Origin of the sequence: Paraburkholderia sp. XV (assembly GCF_020177535.1) — a bacterium.
Lineage (GTDB): Bacteria > Pseudomonadota > Gammaproteobacteria > Burkholderiales > Burkholderiaceae > Paraburkholderia > Paraburkholderia caribensis.
Genome location: NZ_JAGUUD010000007.1, coordinates 15,180 through 31,284, shown reverse-complemented (window position 1 = coordinate 31,284; position 16,105 = coordinate 15,180). Strand labels below are relative to the sequence as shown.

At 58.2% G+C, this 16,105-nt stretch carries 10 protein-coding genes and 4 pseudogenes; 4 read left to right on the top strand and 10 right to left on the bottom strand.

The window, feature by feature from the left end; genetic code table 11:
- Positions 1 to 249 precede the first annotated feature (249 nt).
- Complete coding sequence (locus KFO72_RS05850) at positions 250 to 1,824, bottom strand: EAL domain-containing protein (protein WP_225031627.1); 1,575 nt, start codon at positions 1,822 to 1,824, stop codon at positions 250 to 252.
- A 1-nt stretch (position 1,825) separates the two neighbouring features.
- On the bottom strand, positions 1,826 to 3,355 hold the full coding sequence (locus KFO72_RS05845) for a methyl-accepting chemotaxis protein (protein WP_225031626.1): 1,530 nt from the start codon (positions 3,353 to 3,355) through the stop codon (positions 1,826 to 1,828).
- Positions 3,356 to 3,799: 444 nt separating this feature from the next.
- On the opposite strand from KFO72_RS05845, the gene KFO72_RS05840 reads away from it, so the two are divergent.
- Positions 3,800 to 4,042 (top strand): hypothetical protein, encoded by a 243-nt coding sequence (locus tag KFO72_RS05840; RefSeq protein WP_224101212.1) that lies wholly within the window; start codon positions 3,800 to 3,802, stop codon positions 4,040 to 4,042.
- Between the two features lie 863 nt (positions 4,043 to 4,905).
- On the opposite strand, the gene KFO72_RS05835 is transcribed toward KFO72_RS05840, so the two are convergent.
- From KFO72_RS05835 to KFO72_RS05820, 4 genes and pseudogenes are all read right to left on the bottom strand, one after another.
- Positions 4,906 to 5,832, bottom strand: coding sequence for an NmrA family NAD(P)-binding protein (locus KFO72_RS05835; protein WP_224101213.1), 927 nt, complete (start codon positions 5,830 to 5,832; stop codon positions 4,906 to 4,908).
- Positions 5,833 to 6,420: 588 nt separating this feature from the next.
- Positions 6,421 to 8,062, bottom strand: a pseudogene (locus tag KFO72_RS42230) (tannase/feruloyl esterase family alpha/beta hydrolase).
- Between the two features lie 68 nt (positions 8,063 to 8,130).
- The gene (locus KFO72_RS05825) at positions 8,131 to 9,165 is read right to left on the bottom strand and encodes a hypothetical protein (protein WP_224101214.1); all 1,035 of its coding nucleotides are present in this window, start codon (positions 9,163 to 9,165) and stop codon (positions 8,131 to 8,133) included.
- On the bottom strand, positions 9,162 to 10,511 hold the full coding sequence (locus KFO72_RS05820) for an MFS transporter (RefSeq protein WP_224101215.1): 1,350 nt from the start codon (positions 10,509 to 10,511) through the stop codon (positions 9,162 to 9,164). The genes KFO72_RS05825 and KFO72_RS05820 overlap by 4 nt, the downstream gene beginning before the upstream one ends.
- A 111-nt stretch (positions 10,512 to 10,622) precedes the next feature.
- Between KFO72_RS05820 and KFO72_RS05815 the strand changes: the two genes are divergently transcribed.
- Together KFO72_RS05815 and KFO72_RS05810 are read left to right on the top strand one after the other, a co-directional pair.
- Positions 10,623 to 11,531 (top strand): LysR family transcriptional regulator, encoded by a 909-nt coding sequence (locus tag KFO72_RS05815; protein WP_225031624.1) that lies wholly within the window; start codon positions 10,623 to 10,625, stop codon positions 11,529 to 11,531.
- Positions 11,532 to 12,052: 521 nt separating this feature from the next.
- A pseudogene (locus KFO72_RS05810) lies at positions 12,053 to 12,267 on the top strand (transposase); the annotation flags it as partial.
- Positions 12,268 to 12,598: 331 nt separating this feature from the next.
- Here KFO72_RS05810 and KFO72_RS05805 read toward each other — a convergent pair.
- The 4 genes and pseudogenes from KFO72_RS05805 to KFO72_RS05790 all read right to left on the bottom strand — a co-directional run bounded on the left by KFO72_RS05805 (position 12,599) and on the right by KFO72_RS05790 (position 15,497).
- Positions 12,599 to 13,463: pseudogene (locus tag KFO72_RS05805) on the bottom strand (IS110 family transposase).
- A gap of 272 nt (positions 13,464 to 13,735) precedes the next feature.
- A pseudogene (locus KFO72_RS05800) lies at positions 13,736 to 14,275 on the bottom strand (transposase); the annotation flags it as partial.
- A gap of 75 nt (positions 14,276 to 14,350) precedes the next feature.
- Positions 14,351 to 15,016 (bottom strand): AbiEi antitoxin N-terminal domain-containing protein, encoded by a 666-nt coding sequence (locus tag KFO72_RS05795; protein WP_224101216.1) that lies wholly within the window; start codon positions 15,014 to 15,016, stop codon positions 14,351 to 14,353.
- Positions 15,017 to 15,032: 16 nt separating this feature from the next.
- Entirely contained in the window at positions 15,033 to 15,497 is a 465-nt protein-coding gene (locus KFO72_RS05790) for a hypothetical protein (RefSeq protein WP_224101217.1), read from the bottom strand.
- A gap of 152 nt (positions 15,498 to 15,649) precedes the next feature.
- Here KFO72_RS05790 and KFO72_RS05785 point away from each other — a divergent pair, with 152 nt between their 5' ends.
- Positions 15,650 to 16,015: a helix-turn-helix domain-containing protein gene (locus KFO72_RS05785; RefSeq protein ID WP_224101232.1), complete on the top strand. Its 366-nt coding sequence runs from the start codon at positions 15,650 to 15,652 to the stop codon at positions 16,013 to 16,015.
- Positions 16,016 to 16,105 lie beyond the last annotated feature (90 nt).

Genomic DNA, 16,105 nt, shown 5'->3' with positions numbered 1-16,105 from the left:
CGCACTCTCGATCAGGTTCTCCAATTCGCAAAACTGCAAGTCTCTGTCCCCACGCAGAGCCACGGAAGACGGGACTTGCAGCACAACGCCGATGCGGTGTTCGTCAGCAACGGGTTGATATAGCTCCGCGACTCTTCCTGTCCGAGGCCGCGTGCCATCCTCAATGAGCAGCACACCGGCACGTGAAGCGCTCAGCCGCGCGGTGGAAGGCCTAGTACTGAGCGACGTTCGCTTACATTGAGTCCCGGACTAAGACGATCCCTCTTCATGGATCACGCGCTGCTCAGCCAGAGCTAGCGCGAAATCAGCGAAGGCGAGCGGCTTGCAGAAAAGATAGCCCTGTCCGAGGGGAATGCCAACTTGTGCGAGCCATCGACGTTGCGCTTCGCACTCAACTCCCTCTGCGACCACCCGAACATCCACCTGCTGGCCGAGATATACGAGGCCTTCTAACAAGCGCTTACCGTCTTCGTCCTGGCGCTGCACGAATCTGCGATCTATCTTCAGGTAATCAAACGGGAACCGTTGGAGAAGCGCGACGTTGCTGTCGTAGGTGCCGAAGTCATCGACCGCAAACTTGACGCCAAGGCTCCTGAAGGCGTCGAGCGTCACATCAAGATACTCGACCGATTCGAGCATGCCACGCTCGGTGAATTCCATCACCGTCCCTAGGCCAGGCGGAGACTCTCGTAGCATTGGGAGGAGATCCTCAGTAAATCCGTTCGTTTGTGCATGGAAGGGCGAAATGTTGAAGGCCAGATAGAAGTTTGCCGGTAGCGAGAGTGCGCCGAAGTCGTCGTAGGCAAGCTGCATCAGGCACTTCGTCAAATCGATGATCAGCGGCGAACGCTCCACCTCCTCGATAAATGTAGTAGGCGTTATCATGCCGAACTTCGGGTGCAGCCACCGAACCAACACTTCCGCTCCTAGCCAATCACCCGTGTTCATATCGACTATCGGCTGATAGAAGGGCTGAAAGTGCCCCCGTTCGATACCCGCCCGTACAGCTCTGAGCAAACGAGCAGATGGTCTCGTTAGACGAGCGGCGACACGGGCGCTCGCGGTCCCCATCATGAATCCGATCGCAATGGAGAATGCCCCGATAGCGACCCGGTTACGCGTGCGCCAACCTTCATCGGCCCGAGCATATACAGAGAACAACCCTGTTGGGCTCTCGTACTGCCCGTCTTCGAGTACGGTTTGACTTACCGTACCAATGAAACGCGAATCACTTGTGAGGCCTGCCTTATCGGAATCAAAGACAGTAGCGGATGCTTCTCCTGTCCTCGCCCCAAGTAGAATGTCGTCGACGTAGAGACCGCTTACCACCAGACCAACGCTGAAATGATCCTTAAGCCGGAGATAGAGTATCAGGGCCGGACGCGATGGTACGAGTTGGGTACCCGGCCGGATCACGATGTTCGGTGAACCACTTTTTGGCGTTAGATACTCGGCGAGAGGATAGTGAAGACTGCCGCCCACAAGCGAACAGTATACCTCACCGCCGTCTGCAAAAATGACGTCCCGAACGTAGGGGGCAACTCTTTCGGACAACGTCAATTGTTGACTGATGTCTGAGCAGGGCAGCCCTGCCATAGATGCGAATCTTTTCCCGTCCCTGTCAACCGCAGATACGAGCTGTGTAAGCGCATTTCCGATGTCACTCGCGATTTCCAGTTCATGTTGCCGCTCGCGATGCTTGATGAACGACAATCCCGCGCCACAAATCGGCACGAAGATCAATAGGAAGGTCACGACAGAGACGAAACGCGCCCTGAGCCCTCTGCTGAACGGGTTAACGCCCACCACGCTGGTCGGACCCATGTCAAACAACGCGGAAACGCGCAACAGCGAAGCGTAATGACTCCGCCTGCTGTTCCATTGCAATCGTTGCCGCGGCAGCCTCCTCTACCAGCGCTGCGTTCTGTTGCGTGACTGCGTCAATCTCAGACACCGCCTGGTTAATTTCCTGTATCCGACCGCTCTGGTCTGCCGATGCTTCGGCTATTGCGCTCACGATGCGCGACGCATCCTTGACGGCAAGCACGACATCGTTAATTGTCTCGCCGGTCTGACGCGCTTTGGCCGAACCGGCATTAACGGCCTCAACGGAAGTGCTAATCATATCTTTGATCCTTTTGGCAGCGTCGCCAGTGCGTTGAGCGAGCATCCTCACTTCGCCAGAAACAACCGCAAAGCCCCGACCGTGCGCCCCTGCGCGTGCCGCCTCTATTGCGGCGTTTAATGCAAGCAGGTTGGTCTGGAACGCAATGCTCTCTATCAGGCTGACAATCTCAGTGATGCGCGATGAGCCCTCTGCAATCTCATGCATCGTCCGGACAGAAAGCGCCGTCTGCTCCTCCCCGCGGTCGGCTATTGCCGTCGTTTGCTTCATCGAGAGGCTCACCTGCTCGGCATGCGCGGAATTTCGACGCACAGCGTCGGACAGATGTTCGATCGTCGCCGATGTTTGTTGCAACGCCGCTGCCTGCTGCTCAGTACGCTGCGCGAGGCTTGTATATCCGACAGATAACTGGTTTGTGACTGTGGCAATCGATTCGCTGGCAAGCTTAACGTCATGAACGATGCTCGCAAGAGACCGAACGGCTCGGTTTAATGCCCCTGAAAGAGCCGAAATTTCGTCTTCGCCGGTTTCACGGAGTTGGAAGCTCACGTCGCCCGTGGCCAAGGCATCGGCGCCGGCTACAACCATTCTTAGCGGAATCACAATAGAGCGCGTGACTATAACGCCAAAAGATAGCGAAACTATGAGCGCCAAAGCCGCGCAGCCCCAAAGAACCGTCAATGCATGATGATATGCTTGCCGGGCGCGACCTTCCGCAAGCGCAGTAGCGCGTTGCTCGTGGTCCGAAAGTTGGTCAAGCGAAGCGAGAAGGGCGCTTTGTAATGGTTCGATCGCAACGACTTGAACTGTGGATGCTAGCACCTGCTGGCCGGTAAGCTGCTGCAGAATCGGCTGCAAGGCGGCGTCGTATTTCCTTCTTGATTCCTCGAAGGCATACAAAGCGGAATCGTCAGGGCCGCCATAAAACTTCGACTGCAACTGACGCACTTCGACCCCTGCGTTCCGAATAGTATTCTGAATGACGGCGATGCTTGAGGACGCGCCCGCAGAGTTCGACGCATCGTCGACGGCCTCATAAGCCATCAAACTGATCTTGTAGGTTTCTTCCTTGACTTTTCCGATAGCGCGTTGCTTTTCCTGATGGTCGTGGACAATTGAACTCATTGCTTCGTTCATATCTGCCATTTGTCGATTCACGGCTACGACGAGCCCGAGAATCAATAGCAAAAGCACAGAAAATGTCGCTGCCAACCGCTTACCAATGCTCATCTAGAATTTTACCTTTCGTATCACGCGCCGACTGCGGAATCCCCGTTCACTGCCCGCGTTTTGACTGGCCTCGGCACTTCGAGTCATGCTATCGGCATAGGATTACGGAAGCGCTTTATTCCAGATTACGTTTTTGATATCAAGTATTCGAGATTCGTGTATTTGCAGTACCGAATTTGCACTGAAGAGACGAGGTACGCAGCCCGGCGTCGCTCAACGGCATCATGGCGGGCGACGTCGCCGCCATCGGTTTCACGCTCAGTGACTGCGGTCAATCGCCGCCACGGCATCGGCAGCCCATTGTCAGGTCACGTGACCTGACAATGGTTATTTGCAAGGCTGAAAGCTGGAGGGAAGCGTGCGTTGAACGGCCGCATAGGAGAATGAAACGGCACTTCCTGTGCTGAAAGTGTCCGCCATGCTGGATGGCCCGACGGAGCGGCCATGACCAGATTCCGAACAAATACTTATACGGTCTTATCAAGGCTAAAACGGGTTTCTATAAATATCAAAAACTTCTCCTCTTTCAAAGTCTACGTTGATATGTTTGCTTTTTCTTTGGCGGGAAAACCGTTTCCAAAGGAAGCGCTGGCCTTCGGCCAGCGAGAAGGCGTCTTCGACGCCATGACTGCCAGCGCTCCGCGCAAAACAAACTACTGTGCAATCCCACGGTCTCCGGAAGTTTGAGGCAGGCGCAACCTGGCCGAAACCGTCATACCACAAAGGCTTCGCCTTAGACTAATCATCGCGCATCATCATTCGCCCACAACCGGCAAATCCACGACTTGATTTCCGAGCACGTCCAACGGGCTGCCCTGTCCGAAAATGCCTGAAATCTGGACGTTTCATGTACTCCGTCACCTCGGGCAACACATAGGAATCTCTCAGAACGATACAGCTTGTCTTCTAACTGGGATTTTCCCCGTAGCAAGAAATAGGTCGCACACGCGTGTGAGCCATGGTCGATCACCCTCGAAGACCAAAACGATGACGGCGTCCGACCATACGCAGGCAGCCGTTCGATGTATCAGACTCTGGGAGTTTTGAACCACGATGCCCACCAATACCACGAAGATAAGGTCGGGCGGGGCAAATTGACCATGGGCTTTCACGATTGACATTCCAGACTTTGGCAGTATCACTGCGATGCTGGAATTTGCACATGCCTTGCTCTGTGGGGCATTGCCGTAGCCGCGATCAGCGACAGCATCCGCAAATCCTTTTCTTGAGCAGTGTGCAAGGCGCTGAACATCGGGTCGTCGACAACTAGCAGTTTGTCCACAGGGAATGTTCGGAAGTATTTGGCGGCGAGGCTAATCTGTGGTCATCACGCGACTGGGTATGACGCGGCAAAGTCGGGCCTCAGCTTACCCGGATTGTACGCAGGTCGAGCGGCTGGACGGTGTTGCGGGCGCCCGAGCCGCATCGACTACTTCTCTCCACGCGAACAGCAACGCGCAGCGCTCAAGTACGGTCGCGCAGATGTGCGCATTCATCAAGAATTTGGTCCGCCACTCCTAGGCCTGTTGCCCGGAACGCGAGCCACGGATTCACGCGGCATCGGGCGTTAGTTCTGCGCGTCGACAACTAATGAATTTCCGGAAACAAGTTGTTTTTTCACCAAGAAACATTTTGACGTCGTCAGTTGCATTGATTGGGGGCCGCCCTCGCAGCGCAACGGCCTGTGCGACCAGATGATCAGCGCCCCGTGTGTTTTCGTTTCCGCGCGCTCGCGATCTCTCTATTAATTCAAGTCTCCATTCGTCAGGTAAGAGCTCGCGATACCTAACGGTGCTGCCTGTCACAGCAGAAATCGCGTCAACTATATCTGGATAGCTGAGTTGTTCGACGCCACCTAACGTTACCACCGTGCCGGCGACCGCATCGAGATCAAGCAGTAACCTCGCTGCCACCCGTCCCACATCAACACTAGACACCCAAGGCAGCGGAAGTGTACCGAACGCATTGCGGATTTCGCCCTCTGTTCGAATGGTTATTCCGTCGATGTAGCAAATGTTCTCCATAAAGAAGGCCGCAATGCGGAGATGCATGCTCCGGATGCCTGACCATTCAAAGATCTGTTCCGCGACCCATTGCGCACGCCCTTGGGGGCTTGGACTGTCAGGACGAGATGTGCCGAGTGACAAGTCCACAACCCTGCTGACGCCTTGGTTCCTCGCGGCTGACGCAAAAAGGCCCGCGGCTTCGACGATGCCGCTTCCCACCGGGTAGCAAAAATAGGCGGAGGCCACTCCCTCGAGAGCTCGGTTAAGGCTAGCATAATCGGCAAAGTCACCGACAACCACTTCTGCCCCGAGCTTTCTGATGTGCTCGGCTCGATCGTCGATGACCCTGACGAGCGCGCGTACTGTCTTTCCCGCTGCCACTAGTTCTTCGAGAACAACTCGGCCAGTACCGCCCTGTCGCCCCGTTGCTCCCGTTACGAGGACTGCTGGTGATACTTTGACTGGTTTCATCTCTACTCCATTGGTTGAAGCAACCTTCTACCGCGGGCGATTGGTGTCTTCGATTTGGGTCGCAGATATGTCAATACTACTATAATAGTACTATTATGCGTTGAATTCGGTGCAAGTTCGAATTTTCGTTTGCCAATTGGGATGGCGCCGTACTGGCGAGCCCAACACGAGTCACGCCGTAAAATAGGCCTCAAACGGCGTCCCTCGATGACTTACGTTGGCAAAACCACCTGAAGCAGCCACGTGGGAAATCGGGGTACAAGTTTCAACAGAGACTGCGTGTGGCAACTCGCAGGACCATCTGATCGCGATGCGGCGGAAGACTAAATTTTCCGGAAAAGGGGCGGCAAAAATGAGCCTCCAACATGACCCCGCGGCGTGCGAGGTTTGCGATGGAAACGCGTTCGTCCCAGTAATCGCGGAGTTCAACCTTATGTACGAGCGCCAGTACAAAATGGGCTAGAGCTTCCCGATAGCCCGACCAACGACGAGCATCGTTCGACCGCCTAGCCCACATCGTTTCATTGGATAACATCCATGCACCGAGGTGACTCGTTTACTACCACGGGCGCCTTCATCTTTGCCTGATTAGGCGTTCACGCAGGCAAAACTCGCGGCGGAGTTCGCGTCACCGCCCATGTATCGCGGCCACAGCGGATACCGGCACAACGGACGGGTCCTTCCGAGCGTCGCCGTGTTCAGATCTGTGATAGTGAGCGTACCAGGCGCGACTCCGTTCTCCACCCATTGATCGAGTGCCGAGAGCGCATCGATGGTGGGGTGCAATGGGCCTGTGCCATGGCCGACACCGGGCATCAGATAGAAACGCACGAAACCATCTACGGTGCCTTGGCCGAAGCGCTGCACTAACCCGTTGTAGTAGTCGGTGCTCGAATCCGTGCTGACGATCTCATCGGCGAGGTCGTGCGTCATGATGAGTTTGCCGCCTCTCGCAAGGTACGCGCTCAGGTCTGTACTGGTCGCATCCGTCAGCGTCGACACGGCCTGCACCCGCGACTGATACGTGCCGGGATTCGAAGGATCGAAAGTTAGTGAATTGAAAGTGGGCACGCGCGCGACGAAGTACTTGACCCATTGATCGCCCGTGACCCATTGATTTGCGTCCTTCTTGCCGGCCGGATTAGAAGGCACTGGGGATTCGCCTAGATCGCGCGTGGTGTAGGGTCCAGCAAAAACCGACCCTGCAAGGATATTGTATCCAGCATACTGTGTCACGCCATTGGCAAGCGAATACGGCAACTGCATTGGCGCGGCGATCGTCTGGACGGTCGCAATCTGCGCGTCGGAGAGACAGGTGTCGCCGGTATCCACGCCGTTCGCAAAGCGCACAGATGCGAGCACGTGCGCCGATTGCGCCTTGCAGGCGGCCACGTTTGACACGATGCCGTCGGCGACGCCGTCGAGCGTATCACAGGCGGTCATCACAGCGTTTTGCAGCAGCACCGTCTTCGCCACATCGAGCCAGCCGGCGCCGTTGTTCAGATAGAGCGCGCGTCCCAGCGCGACATTACTGAGCCGCAAGCCGGTGTAATTGAGTGCAGGTCTATTCACTACGATACCGTCATAGTCGGCGGGGCCAGCGCTGCGCCTCGCTTAGTCCGTCGCGGCCACCGGTCGAACTGCCGAAGAAATAGGTCTTAGACGGCGCGCTAGCATAGCGCTTGCCTATCAACAACATCGCGACGTCGTGCGTCTTCTTGAGGCTCAAGCCGCCATAGTTGGCGAGCGACTCATCGTTGGCCGCGAACTTGCCGTCTGTGATGCTTGCGCTCTGGTGGCCCGAGTCATCGCCGAAGGTTGCGTAGCCGCTGGCCAACGGCGTCGGCGTGCCGGCCGGCGCCATATCAAGCGAATCGACGCCTGTGACCAGCGTGCCGTCGAAGCCACCGCCGCCATAATGCAGCGCCTTGTGGTTCCAGTTGGTCGGCAGATTGACCTGAAAGTTGATCTCGGGCGCAGTAGTATCGACGGGCGAAATCGCACCGTTCACCTGGCAGTATTCGCCGTCGGTCTCAACAAGAGTCGCACTCGTGACCGTGGCGCCGCTGGTCGGCACGCCAATCGCCGATTCGGGAACGACGAGCCCGCTCAGGGCGCTGCATTGCGCCGCCGCCGTGGGCGTCGATGTCGATGTGCCGGCGGCAGTACTCCGGCCGTTACCACCCCCACAGGCGCTGATGCAAAAGCTGAGGACAAGCGCCCACCCCACGTCCGCTGGTCATCGTCGTCTCCTGAAAGATTGATTGGCTACTGTGCTAATCGGCCGGAGCCGGATTGCTACTCTGTCGCGCTGCCTTCTGCTTGCGTGTACGCGTCCACGAGCCACGCGGAGGCACCGAACAACGCCCGCACGCCGGCATGTGACACGAACATTGCATCGCCACTATGCGAAGCGCCCTCCACTTCTTGCAGTACGTGCTGCAACTGCGGATGACGACCGCGCAAATACGCGAAATAAGCGCGGCCTCGGGCGAGCCGTTGCGGCCCTTGCGTCATCGCTGCACACGATATGTCGAGCGCCGGGTGCGCCGGATCGTCATCGCCTGTGCCGAGCAGATAAGTCACCTCCTGATCGACGTAGCGCTGTTCGAGCGTTCGTGCATCGACGCCCTGCGCGTATCGCGGCAACCTTTCAGTGCCGTATTTCCAGTCGTTGAAACCGGGGCAAGCGCGTGGATCGATCAATTGCAGCCCGCCGTCGCGCTGCGGCCGCGCTGCATCGAAATACACATACGACGAAGGATTCGCGATCACATAGCGCACCTTCACGCCACGCGCCTTGCAACGACCCGCCGCATCGCTCAGTATCGCGTGACGATGCGCGACCTGCGCCCCGCCTGAGTGCCCCGCGACGACGATCTCCCGCAACTGCGGCAACTCAAGTGGGTAGCGATCGATCAGCGCATCGAGCACATCGAACGAACTGAGCGGTGCTGGGCCGACGGCATCGAGGCCACCCATCCACGATGTCCACTCCCAATGCAGACAGTCGTCCGTCAAACGATAATGTTCGACATCCGCCGTCGCCAGAAACTGCGGCACGAGGAGCATGACCTCGTTCGCATTGACGGACGACGCGGCAAGCGCCCGTTGTATCGAACGGATATAGGCATCGGCATCGCGCAACCGTCCATGCAGCATCACGACGATCTGCGTGACAGTCCCCAGCGTGCTGCTGCCGCCCATGAAAACCGGCACACTACCACTGCCGCGCGACGTCGATACATACAGCCTTTCCGTGCCGATCACCCCTACCGCCCGTTCATTGCGCGGCCTCGCATCGCTCACGACGGCATTCAACGCGATGCTCATAGGCCCTCGCCCGGCCACAGATCAGGCTGTCGACACAAACGGCGCCCGGAAGCCGTCAGACCCACAAGCAGCAGCGACACGATGCCCGCGAAAATCAGATACCAGGCCGGTACGATTCGCGACCCGGTCACGTCGATTAACGTCGATACCGTGAGCGGCGCGAGTCCACCGAACAGCGTAACGGCGACGTTGTACGACAGGGCGACGCCCGTTGAACGCGTGGCAGTCGGAAAGAGCTGTGTCAGCATACCGGGATGCGCGCCAGACATGAGACTCAGCACGACTGTGGCAATCATCTGCGCGGCAAATACGCGCTCTGGCGTCGGCGCGGCGAGCACCCATGCAAATAGCGGATACGCGGCGCAGACCCAACCGATAGTCACTGGAAAAAACAGACGATAAGCGCCAAAGCGATCGGCCAGCCGTCCCGCAAGCGGATAACCGACGATGCCGATCAGCCCCGAAACAGCCGTACCGAACAGTGCGTTCTTCAGCGGCAGATGAAGCTGATGCTCGACATAAAGCGGCATATACGAATGCCACAGATAATTCGTCGCGGCGCCGACGATGATCACGCCCATCGCACACAGCGCCGCGTCGCCGCGCTCGCGAAAGAAGATGCGCAGCGACTGACGCGGCGCGTGTCCGAGTCGCTCGCGCAGATGCACAAACTCCGGTGACTCGGCAACCTTGTGACGGACATAGAACCCGACAGGACCGACCAATGCGCCCAGCAGAAACGGCGCGCGCCAGCCCCAGGACACGAGCGCATCATGCGACAGATGGGTGGTCAGCAGAAAAGCGCACATCGACGACAGCAATAGCGCAACCGCCTGCGACGTCATCTGGAAACTGCCGAAGAACATTTTGCGTCCGGGCGGAGCATATTCCGTCAACATCGCAGCGGCGGTCGCAAACTCGCCGCCCACGGACAGGCCTTGCAGAATGCGCGCGATCAGCACGAGCAGCGGCGCAGCAATGCCGAGCGTCGCATAACCCGGCGTCAGCCCCATCATCAACGTGCTGAGTGCCATCAGCAAAATCAGCAGCGAGAGCGTCTTGCGCCGTCCGTAACGGTCCGCACATGCGCCGATCACGATGCCGCCGAGCGGCCTCACCACAAAGCCGATTGCAAACGTCGCGAGCGTCAATGTCAGCGACCAGAAACCGTTGCCGACCGGGAAAAAGACCTGCGAAATCGTCTTCGCAAAATACCCGTAGATCAGAAAATCGAACCATTCGAGGCCATTCCCAATGACGGACGCAAGTACTGCGCGGCGCACTTGCGAGCGGCTTAGTGGCCGAACATCGTTGTTGGGCATGACCGCATGTAGCGCGGATTGCATGTGTCTCCTTAATCGTTCGTTGCTTCTTCATGCAGAGTACGTGCCGATCGGGCCAATGTAAAATACATATCAGACTTGTTTGCCATATTCCCTGCATATACCGGTACAGCGATGGAACTCAGACACCTGCGCTATTTTCTTGCCGTTGCCGAAGAAGGCCAGTTGACACGCGCCGCCGCGCGGCTTCATATCCAGCAGCCGCCATTGTCGTTGCAGATTCAGGAGCTAGAACAGGAGCTTGGATTCGCGCTATTCGTGCGGCAGCCGCGCGGCGTCGCGCTGACAAATGCGGGAGAGGCTTTCGCCTCCAGCGCACGTGCCTTGATGCACGATCTCGAGCGCGCGGTCACGCAGGCTCGCCGCATAGCTCAGGGCCAGGTGGGGACAGTTCGTGTCGCGTTGACGAGCTCGGCTGCGTTTCACCCGCTCACGCCCACTGCGATACGCAACTTTCGCGACACGTATCAGGAAATCGCTATTGAAATGACTGAGGTGAACGCGGCGGAAATCATCGAAATGATGTTACACGATCGAGCAGATGCAGCGATTCTGCGCAAAGCTGTCGATATGCCCGCCGGATTACGATTCGAACTGCTAGCGGAAGAAGGTATGTTGCTGGTTCTGCCTGTCGGTCACAGGCTCATCAGCTCGCGGGCGATACCGCTGGAACGGCTTGTCAATGAGTCGTTCATCTTCGTACGCCGCCCCGGCGCGCCCGGTATGTATGCGGACTTTATCCGTGCGTGCCAGTCGAAAGGTTTCGAGCCGCGAGTCGTCGATGAAGTGCCGCGCATGGTGACTGCGATCAACCTCGTCGCGGCAGGCGGCGGAGTATCACTCGTGCCTGCGTCGATGGCGCGTTATCACCAGGAAAGCGTGTGCTATTGCCGCGTCTCGGGGGATCAGGCGTTCCATGCGCCCCTGCATCTCGTCACGCGTGACGACATGCAAAGTCCAGCAGCATCGCGATTTCGAGAAACACTGCTTGCGTTTGTTCGGTTGCATCCGTCTCTTGCATAGGAGGGATGTCGTCCTTGAGATGTCTCTCATTGGTATGGAATACACGGCCGACCAAGGTAGCGATCAGATTTAAACGCACGGATGTTACCAGCAGTATGGAATACTGCCACAGTTCGAACACCGGCTACACCGATGGCGTCTAATTCGACACTGTAGGCCCGATCGCCGCTGCTATCCAGACTTCGAAAGGTTCATTGCTCCGGCTCTCAACGTTGTTATCGCTTTTTTTTCGAATTCCGGTGCATGTGTGATGCGCGGGCGCTGACTCGCCACCCGGAGCGGCTTGCCGCGCCGAAATCCGACAGGCATCACTGGCTACGGTGGTAATGCCGTGCCCCGCAGCAGGGACCACCGGTACCTCTGTGACTCAAATCTGCATGGGGAGATCTGTGCACGATCAAGTTAGCGGCAAGGAGTTGAACAAAGTCAAGCCGGTGTCCAGCTTGTTGGGTACGTGTAACCGGCTCAAAAAACGGCGTAAAGCGCGGCGTATTCGCCGTCAACTTGTCAGCGGTGTAGTAATTGCCCTGCAAGTGATCAAACTGCAGGAAGCAAAGAAGGGTTTTGTGTTGCTGCCCCGGCGATGGGTGGTCGAGCGCAGCTTGGGCTGGCTCAACCGCTTCCGCCGCCTCGCGCGAGACATGAACGAATACCTGAAACTCTTGCCGGGCTTCATTTCATGGTCTTCGCCATGCTTATGCTCGTTCACGCGGTGCCAGTACTTCGCAGTTACTAACACGCTACAAGGGCTCCCGTTGAGTACAAGCTCAAACGAAGTTCGCTGTTGATACGTACTGCAATGCCGCGCCGTGCATATGAGAAGGTGAAGGACTGCAGTTCTACAACCGGTCATGTTGGGCTCATGGCCCGGACCCTGATGAAAGACGCGCGCGGAGGCCTCATTCTCTAGCCGGGACTGGATATCCCCGCCGTGTTAGCCAGGTATGCCCCGCGCGGGTCCAACCCGCTTCACATCACCGCTGGCAGTGCAAAGTGTTCGATTCTATGTGCTCATCATGTTCGCGCTCCTGTCCGGTTGCCGGTTGATCGATAGACCCGAATCGAACTCAGTCTGCAACTGGTTCGAGCTTGAAGTTATGGCCATACTTCAGCATGGCCCACGCCAATCTTGCGTTCTTTGCTGCGATTGCAACAGCTGCTCGCCAGTAGCCCCGGCGCTCGACCAGGGTTCGAGCCCACCGCTGAAGCGATCCGTTTCTGGCCGAGATTTGCAATAACGGCGCGCGCACCGTTGACCAGTAGGCCGCGCAGATACGCGTCGCCCGCCTTCGTAATGCTGCCCAGCCGCGCCTTACCGCCACTACTGTATTGACCGGGCGTAAGTCCGATCCATGCCGCTACCTGTCGGCCGTTCCTGAAGTCGTGCCCGGCACCGATACTGGCCAGCAACGCACTTGCCGTGGCTGGGCCGATGCCACGCAACTGCATTAGCCTCTTGCTACGCGCATCCTCTCGCGCGATCTCGGCGATCGCACGATCGTATTCGACCAGGCGTTCTTCAAGTTTGCCGGCATGCTCGAGCAGATCGCTGATAGTGCGCTTCGCCCAGCCAGGCAATGTGTCCAGATGTTCCGTGATGTCGCCGGCGCAGCTTCTCCGGGCTGTGTGGCAGCACCACGCCGAATTCCGAGAGCAGGCCTCGCAACCGGTTGTAAGTCGCTGTCCTTTCTTCGACGAAACCTTGTCGTGTCCGATGCAGGCAAAGCGTTGCCTGCTGATGTTCGTCCTTCAGCGGCACGAAACGCATGCTCGGGCGCGTCACTGCTTCGCAGATCGCAGCAACATCGGCCGCATCGTTCTTGCCGCGCGCGGCACATGCGGCTTGATCAGGATCGCTTTGCCGGTCTCGCCCACACCGTGAACGGCGAATACATTCTTGGCAAGATCGATCCCGATAGTGACAATAGGCATGGACTTCCCCTCTCGCTGGTGTCGATGAACGTTCGCAACTTCATCCTGGCACATTGATGCCGACTCGCGGCTTCCGCCGCAGCCTCGGGACGGGGAAGTCCCTTTCATTCTCTAGCAGGCTGTTGAAAAGCGCCCCGTCATGACGACCGAAGCAGTGTTCAAGAGGTTTGCGCATGCGATTTGCTGCTGAATTCCGGACTTGCCAGGCGGTTTTGGCAGGCAGTGCGCATGCGCGCAGGTCCTGCGCGATACAGTCCTCACGCCGTAGTGGCTCATCGCGTCGCTCCTTGCGACCCCATCCCAGGCATTCGCGCCAAGCGGGTCAGATTGCTCGCAATCATCGTCAGCTTGAAGTGCTGGTCAACTCGCCGGATGCCGCGATAGACCGTTTGCCGTATCCGTCCGATAGTCTTACCCCAGCCGAAATGTTCCTCGATTCGTTTCCGGTTGACCTGGCTTATCCGGTAGCCCGTATGCCGCGAAGTGCGGCCATCGATTGCACTACCGCCTTGGCGATCGTCGTTACGGGCGACATGCGGCGTCACGTTACGAGCCCGACCATCGCTCACGAAATCGCGGGTGTCGTAAGCCTTATCAGCGCCGACGGTCTTTGCATGGCTACCGGGCACGCAGTCAAGCAACCGCAATGCGTTCGAACGCTCAGCGAAGCCGTCCGCATGACTGGCCACAGCGCCGACCACCAGCCCCGAGCGGTTCTCCATCAGGATGTGCCCGTGGTAGCACAGAATGGCTGGACTCTTTCTGCTCTTCTTGAACAGTCGTGCATCCGGATCCGTGCTCGACTCATGCGACAGCCACGTACGCATGCGCAGGTCGAGTCGGACAGGGACCGCGCACGCCTGTGTCGCTTTACCGTGAGAAGTACATCAACATTCAAGCTGCCCCGCCCATTTGAAGCCCGCTTCCTCGCCTATGAACTTCAGCCCCCCAACGACGTCTCGACGCAAGCAGTGATCTGCAAGTTCCTGCAGCACCGGCAGCCGCACGTTGCGCATCATCCCGACGAGATTGGCATTGTCCTCGCGCATCCTTTCGATCTGCACCGAGCCGGCAAGGTACTCGAGGACAGCGCGCTCGACTGCTGACACGGGCACCCTCGGATTCCGTCCGGGCAAGGCCGAGATGGCAAAACCCGCGCCCAGCTTTTCATCGAAAAGCCGTTCGTGCTCGTAGGTCAGACACAGTACGTCGCTCGCCCAGTCCGGAAACTCGTAGGGCACATCGCCCCACAGGTTGACGCGGGGTCGGGCGTACACCTGATGGCGGATGCCACGCATGTCCAGAGCCGCCTTCCCGCTGATGTGCAGGCCGGGAACCCGCCGGCAAAGAAAGGCGACCGTACCGTCCACGGTTGGCGAGTCGCCCCGCAACAGGTAGGCATTCCCAGACAATAATCGCAGCCATCCGTCTGTCACCAAGGTCGAGACGTCTGCTGCCGTTATCGCATACTGGCCCATGAAGGCCGTGTCCACCGGTTCGCCGCGTGGCGCGAAATCCATCAGAATCTGGAGCGGATGGGCCGTGCCCGTCACGTCAGCCCCTCGCCGCTCAGACGGCAACCCGGTCTGCATCGCTGCAGCCGAGCCCCTCAGGACCAAAGGCAAGCTCCAGCGGCGCGTCGCCAGGCACATGCTGCTGGAACCGCGAGCACGGCACCAGATCGCCCTCGTCTGTCCTGTACCAGTAATCTGGCGGCAATCCATTGACGCCGGGCTGGGACCACAGTCCCGTCACCTGCTGCAGGGCGACAGGCCGACCCTCTATACCTACCTGCATCACGTACACAGAGAAAGTCGTGGGGGCCATCTGGCCAATGACGTCCAGCAGCACGTGGGGGCCTGCAACGAGCAGCCCATCAGGCAGTTCGCCTGCCAGATTTGACGCGTGATCCGGAAAAACCCAGAAACAGACGGCTTCATCCGTCCAGCCTACACAGCACCAGGGCTGGTAAGGCTTCGCAATTGCTTTTCGAAAATCACTCGATTCGGCCCACTTTGCGTCCGTGAACAGCATTCCTTTTCCTTCCGTTGACAGGCGATCCGCAGGACAGGGACCACCAAGACATCAGCATGTGTTGCGCACCAACATAAAGCGATGTTACCAGATGGTCAGGTTACAGAGACCATTCGATGTTGGAAGACAACATTGAATGGTGACTCTTGGCTGTGGTCGAAGATCGGAAAAACGCAAAACATCTGGGACGCGCGCTCGCGGCGGCTCGCAGCAATGCGCATCTGACGCAGGAGCAAGTGGCGGAGCATCTGGGTGTGTTTGTCGAGACCGTCAGCCGCTTTGAACGCGGCGCAAACTGGCCGACCATACCCCGCCTGATTGCACTGGCCGAGCTCTACCAAATCCCCGTTTCCACGCTCCTGGGACGCAGTTCGGACCGGGCCGTCGACGTCAGCGCCGACATCACCGCACAGCTGGAACGGCTCAGCAACGATGATCGCAACTGGGTCAGCAACCTAGTCAGGGACCTGTGCAGCCGGCTGCCAGGTTCAGACGAAAAAAAGAAGGGACACCGATAGGCGCCCGCAACGCGGTGGCCCGTAGGCGCCGGGCCCGTCAGCCTTTGCGTAACACCGCAACCACGGCGAACCGACGGCTGAACAGTTCGC

Coding starts and splice junctions, on each gene's coding strand:
- KFO72_RS05850 (WP_225031627.1), bottom strand. CDS start 1,824: ATGGGTCCGACCAGCGTGGTGGGCGTTAACCCGTTCAGCAGAGGGCTC.
- KFO72_RS05845 (WP_225031626.1), bottom strand. CDS start 3,355: ATGAGCATTGGTAAGCGGTTGGCAGCGACATTTTCTGTGCTTTTGCTA.
- KFO72_RS05840 (WP_224101212.1), top strand. CDS start 3,800: ATGACCAGATTCCGAACAAATACTTATACGGTCTTATCAAGGCTAAAA.
- KFO72_RS05835 (WP_224101213.1), bottom strand. CDS start 5,832: ATGAAACCAGTCAAAGTATCACCAGCAGTCCTCGTAACGGGAGCAACG.
- KFO72_RS05825 (WP_224101214.1), bottom strand. CDS start 9,165: ATGAGCATCGCGTTGAATGCCGTCGTGAGCGATGCGAGGCCGCGCAAT.
- KFO72_RS05820 (WP_224101215.1), bottom strand. CDS start 10,511: ATGCAATCCGCGCTACATGCGGTCATGCCCAACAACGATGTTCGGCCA.
- KFO72_RS05815 (WP_225031624.1), top strand. CDS start 10,623: ATGGAACTCAGACACCTGCGCTATTTTCTTGCCGTTGCCGAAGAAGGC.
- KFO72_RS05790 (WP_224101217.1), bottom strand. CDS start 15,497: ATGCTGTTCACGGACGCAAAGTGGGCCGAATCGAGTGATTTTCGAAAA.